At 44.5% G+C, this 10,720-nt stretch carries 8 protein-coding genes; 6 read left to right on the top strand and 2 right to left on the bottom strand.

Annotated features, from left to right (window positions below):
- Window positions 1-703 precede the first annotated feature (703 nt).
- The gene (locus GKR71_RS00700; RefSeq protein ID WP_036949795.1) at window positions 704-1,522 is read right to left on the bottom strand and encodes a pyridoxal phosphatase; all 819 of its coding nucleotides are present in this window, start codon (window positions 1,520-1,522) and stop codon (window positions 704-706) included.
- Between the two features lie 212 nt (window positions 1,523-1,734).
- Here GKR71_RS00700 and pgl point away from each other — a divergent pair, with 212 nt between their 5' ends.
- On the top strand, window positions 1,735-2,715 hold the full coding sequence (gene pgl / locus GKR71_RS00705; protein ID WP_036949793.1) for a 6-phosphogluconolactonase: 981 nt from the start codon (window positions 1,735-1,737) through the stop codon (window positions 2,713-2,715).
- A 47-nt stretch (window positions 2,716-2,762) separates the two neighbouring features.
- Here the strand turns inward: pgl and bioA are convergent, their stop codons facing one another.
- Window positions 2,763-4,034, bottom strand: coding sequence for an adenosylmethionine--8-amino-7-oxononanoate transaminase (bioA, locus tag GKR71_RS00710; protein WP_154610168.1), 1,272 nt, complete (start codon window positions 4,032-4,034; stop codon window positions 2,763-2,765).
- 159 nt (window positions 4,035-4,193) lie between these two features.
- Here bioA and bioB point away from each other — a divergent pair, with 159 nt between their 5' ends.
- The 5 genes from bioB (at window position 4,194) to uvrB (ending at window position 10,440) form a co-directional block, all read left to right on the top strand.
- Window positions 4,194-5,180 (top strand): biotin synthase BioB, encoded by a 987-nt coding sequence (gene bioB / locus GKR71_RS00715; protein WP_051422575.1) that lies wholly within the window; start codon window positions 4,194-4,196, stop codon window positions 5,178-5,180.
- Window positions 5,180-6,337, top strand: coding sequence for an 8-amino-7-oxononanoate synthase (bioF, locus tag GKR71_RS00720; RefSeq protein WP_154610169.1), 1,158 nt, complete (start codon window positions 5,180-5,182; stop codon window positions 6,335-6,337). The genes bioB and bioF overlap by 1 nt, the downstream gene beginning before the upstream one ends.
- Window positions 6,315-7,130, top strand: coding sequence for a malonyl-ACP O-methyltransferase BioC (bioC, locus tag GKR71_RS00725; protein ID WP_036949785.1), 816 nt, complete (start codon window positions 6,315-6,317; stop codon window positions 7,128-7,130). Before bioF ends, bioC begins: the two co-directional genes overlap by 23 nt.
- Window positions 7,123-7,797, top strand: coding sequence for a dethiobiotin synthase (gene bioD, locus GKR71_RS00730; RefSeq protein ID WP_036949783.1), 675 nt, complete (start codon window positions 7,123-7,125; stop codon window positions 7,795-7,797). Before bioC ends, bioD begins: the two co-directional genes overlap by 8 nt.
- 624 nt (window positions 7,798-8,421) lie before the next feature.
- Window positions 8,422-10,440 carry an excinuclease ABC subunit UvrB gene (uvrB, locus tag GKR71_RS00735; protein ID WP_154610170.1) on the top strand — a complete coding sequence of 673 codons (2,019 nt, stop codon included), beginning with the start codon at window positions 8,422-8,424 and terminating at the stop codon, window positions 10,438-10,440.
- Window positions 10,441-10,720: the final 280 nt, after the last annotated feature.

Here is a 10,720-nt window from a genome sequence, read left to right on the forward strand (position 1 = left end):
GAATTTGTCGCCTAGCTGCAATGCGAATAACTTAGAGCCTTGCTCCGAGTCGTTCTTCACACCGCAGCGTTGTTGATTTCATTAGCTAGTAAACGTATCTATGATTTAGACTTGCAGCTTGTTGGTAAGCTCTATAGATAAAAAATAAAAAACCTCGCTTGGCGTTGCGAGGTTTTTATGCAGAATCACTTGCCAGCGATTCTGTGTGATGCTTCAAATTTAAACAGGCCAAGTATAACGAAACTGAGAATCAATTGCAAATTCCTGCCTACTAAGTATACGCCACATACTCCGAATTAGATTGATAAATTTGTGATATCACCATAGAGAAAGTTATTTACTGTTTCCTTTAAATTTAACTATTTCAGTTGGTTAGGTTATAGATTATGAATTTGTATAACTATAACTAGTCCCTCAGGTTTGGCGACCTGAAAGCCTTAATTCTATGTGTGATGCTTCAAATTTAAACAGGATGAATTCTGTAGGGGCTAGTTGTATAGGTAAGCAGATTAGTCGCACATCTTTGATGTCGAAAGATATCTAAGGTGGTTGAACATGTTGAAATTAATTACATTAATTCTCGATCTAATGCGTTCAATTCTAGAATTGGTCGGATACTTCCTTTAGGAAGGGAGAAAAACCGCGTAAGCGGTTTTTCTTTTTATGCGGATATAGACATCTTTAAGTTAGCCAGAATGATGTTTTACAAAACATATTTACGGATCACTTCGGCGATACCGGGTTCGGTATTAACGCGAGTCACTAACTTGGCTTGCTGCTTGATTTCATCAACTGCATTTCCCATAGCAACTCCTAAACCTGCTGTGGTTAGCATACTTAAATCATTGAAATTATCGCCGAAAGCAACCACATCATTCATGCTCATGCCTTGGGCTTCGACCCATTCTTTCAGGCGCTGACCTTTGCTATTACCTTTGCGACCCACATCCACCTGATCTTCCCATGACCATTCGCAATCTAAGTCCAATTCTGACTCAATTTCACGAACAACATCGTGCAGGCGTTGGTGATCTGGCGAGGTAACTGCAAATTTCCAAATATATTCATACTGATTGAGCGCATGAGCGAAATCTTCGATAAATTCGAAAGTTGGACGCTGGTGTTGAGGTAAAGATTGCGCCCAATTTAATGTACGCGTCACACCTTCAGTTTTCGTGTGATACAGCATCGCGTTATCGACATACATTAAGTGTTGAATATCGGAGCCACGCAGTTTATCAATCAGTAAGGCGGCAGAATCGACCGTCATTGGGTTCGACTCTAAGACTTTTTTACCTAAATAGTCATACAGATAGGTACCGTTACAGCAAATTGCGGGGGTATCTAAGTCAAGCGTCTGATAAAACGGATGAATGGCCACATGGTGGCGACCTGTCACAATGATGACTTTGACCCCTTGTCGACGGGCTTCATTCAGAGCTTCTAAAGATTCGGGCAGAATTTTTTTCTGGTGATCAAGTAGCGTTCCATCGAGATCAAGGGCAATAACACGGTATGACATAAACGACTCCATATGATTTTTTCGGATTCATTTTAGGGCTTTATGATAACTGAAGTTGATTAGTGTTTATACACTAAACTGTGCGGCGCAGGTTTTTAGTGGTTATTGGGTTTTTAACCGTAATTTGGTTTTTTAGCGGCAATTTGATTTTTTTTCGGTATAGTCAGTCAATCATTTCATTCGATGATTTTACTATCAATCAAGGAGTCAGGATGGATCAGGTTGTTTATGTTGCCAGCCCAGAAACCCAACAAATTCACGTTTGGGCGATGAATCAAGTGGGTGAACTTTCACTACTGCAAACCGTGAGTACACCGGGGCAAGTGCAGCCAATGGTGGTGAGCCACGATAAAAAGCATCTGTATATCGGGGTCGGGCCTCACCTGAGTGTTGTGACCTATGATATTGAACCTCAAGGTACATTACGTTTTAAAGCACAAACCTGCGTACCAGGAAAACCTGTGCATTTATCGCTGGATAATAGCGGTAAATTCCTGTTTGTCCCTTCATACCACCAGCACAATTTAGCCGTATTACCGATTGGTAGTGACGGCGTTGCTGGGGCTCCAATTCAGGTCATCGAAGGATTACGCCATCCGCATTCATCCCATATGGACGCTGATAATCAGCAGCTGTGGGTACCATGTTTAGGCGAAGATCATATTCGTTTATTTGATTTGGCAAACAATGGTTATCTTACCGAAGCCACCGCCGATCAAATCACGACAGCGCCAAAAGCAGGACCTCGTCATTTAGCGCTACACCCTCGAGAAAAAGTGATTTACTGCTTGAATGAACTGGATTCCACGATCAACGTTTATCATAAATTTACGCGTTACCGTGAAATGCAGAATGTAGCATTGTATCCAGAGGGGAATCAGAGCCAGCGTTGGGCGGCGGATATTCATATCACGCCAAATGGTCGTTATTTATATGCGAGTGAACGTTCAGAGAGTTACTTAGCTCACTATCAAGTTTCTGAGAATGGTTGCGAGTTAAGTTTAGTTGGACGCTACCCAACACAAGCGCAGCCTCGTGGTTTTAACATTGACCCATCAGGGCGTTTCTTGGTGTCAAGCGGACAAAAATCCGATCATATTTCCGTGTCAGAGATTGACTCTATCACTGGAAAATTAACTGAATTAGCGCGTTATAAAGCCTCTACAGGCTGTATGTGGGTGACATTCCGTTAATGGTTGATAAGCCTGCCGCTGTGTGAATAACCCAGCGACAGGTTTCATTACGCGGTAAGCACTTTTTCCATTGCTTGAGTTATTTTGCTTAGCTGCTCTGGGGTAATAATATACGGCGGCATCACATAAATAAGCTTACCAAATGGGCGTACCCATACCCCTTCAGCCACAAAAATTTTCTGCAATTCGGCCGTATTGACCGACTGCTTCATCTCAATCACACCAATAGTGCCTAGCACCCGAACATTTTGAACACAGGAATAACGGGCAAGGGGAAGTAACTCCGTTTTCAGTTGCTGCTCAATGTTGGCAACAGTCTCTTGCCATGGGCTTTCTAGCAATAATTTCAAACTGGCATTGGCAACGGCACAGGCTAATGGATTTCCCATAAAGGTCGGTCCGTGCATAAAGCAGCCTGCTTCTCCATTACTTATTGTCTCAGCCACATGACGGGTTGCGATAGTGGCAGAGAGCGTCATATACCCTCCCGTCAAACCTTTTCCTAGGCACATGATATCAGGTGAAATTTCCGCATGCTGGCAAGCGAATAACTTTCCGGTACGACCAAACCCTGTGGCGATTTCATCCGCAATGAGCAGTAATCCGTAACGGTCACAAAGCTCACGAACGCCTTTGAGGTAATTAGGATGATAAAAACGCATTCCTCCCGCACCTTGAACGATAGGTTCGAGGATGATCGCGGCAATGTCCTGATGATTTTCGGCAAGTTGATGCTTGAGTGGCTGAAGATCATTTTCATTCCACTCGTCATGGAAACCACACTGAGGTGCATCGACAAAAATATGGGGCGGTAAATAACCTTTGTATAAACCGTGCATCGAGTTGTCAGGATCACACACCGCCATCGCACCAAAAGTATCGCCATGGTAACCATGACGTAATGTGAGGATTCGCTGGCGTTTTTCACCGCGAGCTTGCCAGTATTGCAGCGCCATTTTTAAGGAAACTTCTACGGCGACTGAGCCAGAATCCGCAAGAAAAACACACTCGAGTGGCTCTGGGGTGATGGCAACCAGTTGTTTGCATAATGCAATGGCGGGTGGATGGGTAATGCCCCCGAACATCACGTGAGACATTTTCGCTAGTTGGTCGGTGACCGCTTGATTGAGCACTGGGTGATTATAGCCATGGATGGTTGCCCACCACGATGACATCCCGTCAATCAGTCTTCTACCATCTTCCATAATCAGCTCCGCACCTTCTGCGGCAACGATTGGATAGGCAGGAATAGGGTGGCTCATTGAGGTGTAAGGATGCCAAATGTGCTTGGCATCAAAAGCAATATCACAACTGTCCATTATTATCTTTCGTCAACTTTTTTTAGATCATTTAGTTGACATGATAATCGCAATATTTAAACTGGCAACAACTTTTTCAACTGGAGAGTTCCCGTGAGCCAACTAAAACAATGTTCAGTAAAAAACTGGACAATAAAACAAGCTAACGAACTGTTTTCAATGCCGTTTTTCGAATTACTATTTCAAGCACAGCAAGTACATCGCCAACATTTTGACCCGCAACAAGTGCAAGTGAGCACGTTGCTGTCTATCAAAACAGGGGCATGTCCTGAAGATTGTAAGTATTGCGCTCAGAGTGCGCGGTATAAAACAGGCTTAGAAACTGAGCGCTTGATGGAAGTCCAGCAAGTGGTTGAATCGGCGAAAAAAGCCAAAAATGCCGGTTCTACGCGTTTTTGTATGGGGGCTGCATGGCGTAACCCGAAAGAGCGTGATATGCCTTACCTTGAAATGATGGTCAAGGAAGTGAAAGCGTTAGGCATGGAAACGTGCATGACGCTGGGGATGATTGATGATTCGCAAGCGGGTCGTTTAGCGGACGCGGGCTTGGATTACTATAACCATAACCTTGATACCTCACCGGAATATTACGGCAATATTATCACCACGCGAACTTACCAAGATCGTTTAGATACGCTAGATAACGTGCGTAATGCGGGAATTAAAGTTTGCTCGGGTGGGATTTTGGGCTTAGGTGAAAAAGTCAGTGACCGTGCGGCATTACTCGTGCAGCTGGCTAACTTACCAAAACCACCAGAGAGCGTGCCTATCAATATGTTGATGAAGGTTGAAGGCACTCCAATGGCTGATAATGAAGATGTCGATCCATTTGATTTTATTCGTACCATTGCAGTGGCGCGGATCATGATGCCAAGCTCCTATGTGCGTTTATCCGCAGGTCGCGAACATATGAACGAGCAAACTCAAGCGTTGTGCTTTATGGCGGGTGCGAACTCTGTTTTCTATGGCTGCAAACTGTTAACCACGCCAAACCCTGATGAAAACAAAGATATTGCGCTGTTTAAAAAGCTGAATATCAACCCTGAACGTATCGAAATGGAAGACGGGGAAGATCTACAAGCAGCGAAACTGGCAGAAACACTGTTAACCGCTGACAATCCGCAATTCTATAATGCGGCAGTCTGATGGGCTGGACATCGTTTATCGATAGCCAATTGCAGAAGCGTAAAGACGCTTCTGCATGGCGTGAGCGCAGATGTATTGAAAAAAGCTCTGGTCGGGAACTCCATTTTCAAGGCAAAAGCTACCTGAATTTTTCGTCGAATGATTATTTAGGGCTGAGCCAACATCCTGAAATTATCCGTGCTTGGCAGCAAGGTGCGCAAGAGTATGGAGTAGGAAGTGGCGGCTCTGGACATATCACGGGGTTCACTCACGCTCATCACCAAGCGGAGCAGAAGCTGGCGGATTGGCTAGGCTATCCACGTGCCATTTTGTTTATTTCTGGCTTTGCCGCTAACCATGCCTTGATCACCGCGTTAATGACGGCGGAAGACCGTATTCTGGCTGATAAACTCAGCCATGCTTCTTTGTTAGAAGGGGCGATGCATTCCCAAGCCCAGTTACGACGCTTTAGCCACAATAGCGTTGATTCCTTAGAAAAATTAATCAGCAAGCCCCATACAGCGAAAACGTTAGTAGTGACGGAAGGGGTGTTCAGCATGGATGGGGACAGTGCACCACTTGATGAACTGCAAACACTGGCTCACGCTCACAATGCATGGTTGATGGTGGATGATGCTCATGGACTTGGGATCTGGGGCAAGCAAGGGCGTGGTAGTTGTGATGAATATGGTATTAAGCCCGATATTCTCGTGGCCACTTTTGGTAAAGCCGTTGGCGTTAGCGGGGCAGCGGTGTTGTGTGATGAACGCACTGCGGACTTTTTAATTCAAGCGGCTCGTCACCTTATTTACAGCACCTCAATGCCTCCAGCTCAAGCCGTTGCTATCTCGGCGGCGGTAGGAGAAATTCAACAAGCGGATGAACAGCGGGCTCAATTACAGCGCAATATTCACTATTTTAAGCGCCAGCTTAATTTACCGGATATGCATCTGGTGGATTCAAATACAGCTATCCAACCGTTAATTGTCGGGGATAACGAAAAGAGTTTGCAGTTATCACAATTTTTGCGCGAGAAAGGCATTTGGGTTCAAGCAATTAGACCACCAACGGTTCCTCCGGGGAGTGCCAGATTACGCATGACACTAAGTGCTGCCCACCAGCAAGAAGATATCGACAAATTATTGGAGGCACTCAATGAATTTGTCTTTGTATCATGATGAGACGAGTTTATCGCGAAATACGCAAGAAAAAGCCAAGATAGCGTCGGCATTTGGGCGTGCAGCCTCTCGCTATGATTCTCTGGCTAGCTATCAACAAAATAGCGGTAAGCAGCTGCTTAGCTTATTAGAAAGCCACGGGGTAATAGAGACGCCTATGTTTTCTCAACAGGTATTAGATGCAGGTTGTGGAACAGGGTTTTTTAGCCAAATTATCAAACAGACGGGAGCGCATGTGACGGCGCTTGACCTCTCTGCGGGCATGCTAGATGTCGCGCGAAACAAGCAATCGGCGCACTGTTATGTGTGTGGGGATATGGATACGCTTCCTTTTGAGGATGCCAGTTTTGATTGGGTATTTTCGAATTTGGCCATTCAGTGGTGCGATGATTTATCTCATGCTCTGGGTGAGTTATACCGCGTGACAAAGCCAGGAGGAATTATCGGTTTTACCACCTTAGCGGAGCACTCCCTTGGCGAGCTTTCGGCGGCTTGGAAAGCGTTGGATGATTCCCCTCATGTAAACCGTTTTTTACCCTACTCAAACATTGTTAAGAGCTGTCAGGGCTGGCGTAGCCAACTTTATCAACAAGCGGACACTCTCTATTTTTCGAACCTCATTGAATTACTTAATTCAGTGAAGGGAATCGGTGCAACTCACTTAACTGCGGGTCGCCAAGCGGGGCTGATGACTCGTCAGCGTTTGCAGCAACTCAGCTCAGTATATCCAAGTACTGAGAAAGGGCTGCCATTAACCTATCAAACTGTATTTGGAATTATTTATCGTGACTAAAACGTATTTTGTAACCGGAACGGATACCGAAATTGGCAAAACCATGTCGAGCTGTGCATTGTTACAAGCAGCTAATCTGCAAGGGCTAAAAACCGTAGGATATAAGCCAGTAGCTTCTGGTAGCGAAATGACCGCACAAGGTTTGCGTAATAGCGATGCACTACAGCTTCAAGCGAATAGCCGCGTCGTAGTACCTTATGAGCAAATTAATCCCATCATTTTTGAAGCGCCGACGTCACCTCACATTGTCAGTGAAAAAACTGGGCAGTCCATTGAGTTTTCCGTGATGACTCAAGGACTAAAACAGCTACAAGCACAGGCGGAATGGGTGTTAGTGGAAGGAGCTGGCGGTTGGTATACCCCATTATCTGCCGAACAAACCTACGCAGATTGGGTGGTTGAACAGCGGTTACCCGTGATTTTAGTGGTAGGTGTGAAGCTTGGGTGTATTAACCATGCGGTATTAACTGCGCAAGCCGTGAAAGCCTCAGGGTTATCGTTAGTTGGTTGGATTGCGAATGAAGTGGAACCCGCGGGCACTTATCAACAAGAATATCTCACTGCACTGAAACGGATGATCGATGCGCCATGCTTAGGGATCATCCCGCATATCAAAAGCCAATCTACCGATTCTTTAGGGCAATATTTAAACCTTTCCTATCTTTAAGATCCCTTAAAAATCTTAGTAAACCCGCTATACAATTAGGTATGGTGGGAGTACGCCTTTTACTTGTTTTCGCCGATCTTTTTTAACGTTAATGATCCTTTTTTTGTCAAGTTTCATAGGAAAAATACTAAGTAGTTTCCGTAAAAAAACAGAATATTTTTCTTTTGTCACGAATGGAGAGTAAAAACACTTTCATCATTTCGCCATATTTCTGTCATTTTATCGCCAAACCGTAAAATGAGCATGCTACGGGAGTGCATGAGGCGGAAGGGCTTCCAGAGTTATCCACTATTTCTGTGGATAACCTTGTGAATTAACATTCAAAAACCATTCTAATGCTAGGTGACAAGCGGCTTTGCCTTTATTTGATGTGATTCTGGGCTTTTATGTAATTTTGTTTAAATACAATTAGTTAAATAAAAGCAAGCGTTCTATTTAGATTTGCGTTAAAGCCTAAAAGTCGAAAAGCATAAAATATCTCCTTTCAAAAAGGTCAAGTTTTATTTTGGGGATAACATTTTCGTAAACAGATTTCAACCTCATAAAAAGGAAATTTATCACCAGCACTTGAAGCTGGTTTTTTATCCAGTATCATAGGCGAGAGATTATTAAAGAGGCATAACTATGAGCAAGGATTTTAAACTGTATTCTGATTTTCAGCCGGGAGGCGATCAGCCTGAGGCGATTCGTAAATTAAGAGAAGGATTAGAAGATGGTCTTGCTCATCAAACCTTGCTAGGGGTTACTGGATCAGGGAAAACGTTTACAATTGCGAACGTTATCGCGCAAGAAAATCGACCAACGATGTTGATGGCGCATAACAAAACCTTGGCGGCACAACTCTACAGCGAAATGAAAGCCTTCTTTCCTGAGAACGCAGTGGAGTATTTCGTTTCTTACTATGATTATTATCAGCCTGAGGCGTATGTCCCCAGCTCAGATACCTTTATTGAGAAAGATGCCTCGGTAAACGAACATATTGAGCAGATGCGTTTGTCTGCAACCAAAGCTTTACTTGAGCGCCGTGATGTCATTGTTGTGGCATCGGTCTCTGCAATTTATGGGTTGGGTGATCCTGACAGTTATTTGAAAATGATGCTGCACTTGACTGATGGCATGATCATTGATCAGCGCTCTATTTTGCGCCGCCTTGCAGATTTGCAGTATACCCGTAATGACCAAGCATTCACGCGAGGAACATTCCGCGTTCGTGGCGAAGTAATCGATATTTTCCCAGCAGAATCCGATGAGTATGCATTAAGAGTTGAACTCTTTGATGATGAAGTGGAGCGATTATCGTTGTTTGACCCGTTAACTGGGGCTATTCAACATAGAGTACCACGCTTTACCGTTTACCCTAAAACTCACTATGTGACGCCAAGAGAACGGATCCTTGAGGCGATGGAAAATATCAAAGTCGAGTTAGCGGATAGGCGCAAAGTGCTGCTAGAGAATCATAAGCTCCTGGAAGAGCAGCGGATCACTCAGCGCACCCAATTTGACTTGGAAATGATGAATGAGCTGGGATACTGCTCAGGTATTGAAAACTATTCACGTTATCTCTCAGGGCGTGCACCGGGCGAGCCACCGCCAACATTATTTGATTATTTACCTGCTGATGGCTTGCTGGTTGTGGATGAGTCTCACGTCACTATCCCACAAATTGGGGCGATGTATAAAGGTGACCGTTCTCGTAAAGAGACTCTTGTAGAGTATGGTTTCCGACTGCCTTCTGCCCTCGATAACCGCCCAATGCGTTTTGAAGAATTTGAAGCTTTAGCGCCTCAAACTATCTATGTGTCAGCGACACCGGGTAATTATGAGCTGGATAAGTCGGGGCAGGAAGTGATTGAGCAGGTAGTTAGGCCGACAGGGCTGCTTGATCCACTGATTGAAGTGCGTCCGGTGGCAACGCAGGTGGATGACTTACTTTCTGAAATTCGTATTCGCGTTCAGAAACAGGAGCGCGTGCTGGTCACCACACTAACCAAACGCATGGCGGAAGACCTCACCGAATATTTAGAAGAGCATGGGGAGCGAGTTCGCTATCTACACTCAGATATCGACACAGTGGAACGTGTTGAAATTATCCGTGATTTACGTCTTGGTGAGTTTGATGTACTGGTTGGGATCAACTTATTGCGAGAAGGTTTGGATATGCCAGAAGTTTCGTTGGTGGCTATCCTTGATGCTGATAAAGAAGGTTTCTTACGTTCAGAACGTTCACTGATCCAAACCATCGGTCGTGCAGCGCGTAACTTGAACGGTAAAGCCATTTTGTATGGGGATAGAATCACTAACTCCATGGAAAAAGCGATTGCTGAGACAGAGCGACGCCGTGCCAAACAGATGGCGTTTAACGAAGCCCATGGTATCACGCCTAAAGGCTTGAACAAGAAAGTGGGGGACATCCTCCAGATTGGTCACAAAGTGGGTGGTAAAGGGAAAGGGCGCGGTAAAGAGAGCATCAAAGATGAATCTCTGCTTAATGTTCAGTCCATGTCAACGAAAGAGCTGGAGCGGCGTATTTCTCAACTGGAAGCGCAGATGTATAAACATGCTCAAGATCTGGAATTTGAAGCTGCTGCGCGGGTTCGCGATGAGTTACAAACACTACGAAACCAATTTATCGCCAATTCGTAATTTTTAAAAATCGCTAAAAAATACGCTAATTTATTAAGTGCCTCTTAGCGCTGCAATATGCGGGTTAAGGGGCTTTTTTATGAATGGAATAAGTTAGTAAAGTTATTTATAACAACAAGTTAGCTTGTCAAGTAATTTGCGGTAATTAGGACTAACTTTTTCTCACACTTGCAAAAATATTGGTTAGTATCTCGTCATCTTATGAACCAAGACGAGGCCGAGATGGCGACCCAATCAATTGTAGCTCCTCATGATTCAACCTTTAAAGGCTTTATGAGCA

It is taken from the genome of Providencia sp. wls1922 (genome assembly GCF_009706505.1).
GTDB lineage: Bacteria > Pseudomonadota > Gammaproteobacteria > Enterobacterales > Enterobacteriaceae > Providencia > Providencia lanzhouensis.

What these genes read in the sequence shown, in the direction of transcription:
- GKR71_RS00700 (WP_036949795.1), bottom strand. Translation starts at nt 1,522, where the DNA reads ATGTCATACCGTGTTATTGCCCTTGATCTCGATGGAACGCTACTTGAT.
- pgl (WP_036949793.1), top strand. Translation starts at nt 1,735, where the DNA reads ATGGATCAGGTTGTTTATGTTGCCAGCCCAGAAACCCAACAAATTCAC.
- bioA (WP_154610168.1), bottom strand. Translation starts at nt 4,034, where the DNA reads ATGGACAGTTGTGATATTGCTTTTGATGCCAAGCACATTTGGCATCCT.
- bioB (WP_051422575.1), top strand. Translation starts at nt 4,194, where the DNA reads ATGCCGTTTTTCGAATTACTATTTCAAGCACAGCAAGTACATCGCCAA.
- bioF (WP_154610169.1), top strand. Translation starts at nt 5,180, where the DNA reads ATGGGCTGGACATCGTTTATCGATAGCCAATTGCAGAAGCGTAAAGAC.
- bioC (WP_036949785.1), top strand. Translation starts at nt 6,315, where the DNA reads ATGAATTTGTCTTTGTATCATGATGAGACGAGTTTATCGCGAAATACG.
- uvrB (WP_154610170.1), top strand. Translation starts at nt 8,422, where the DNA reads ATGAGCAAGGATTTTAAACTGTATTCTGATTTTCAGCCGGGAGGCGAT.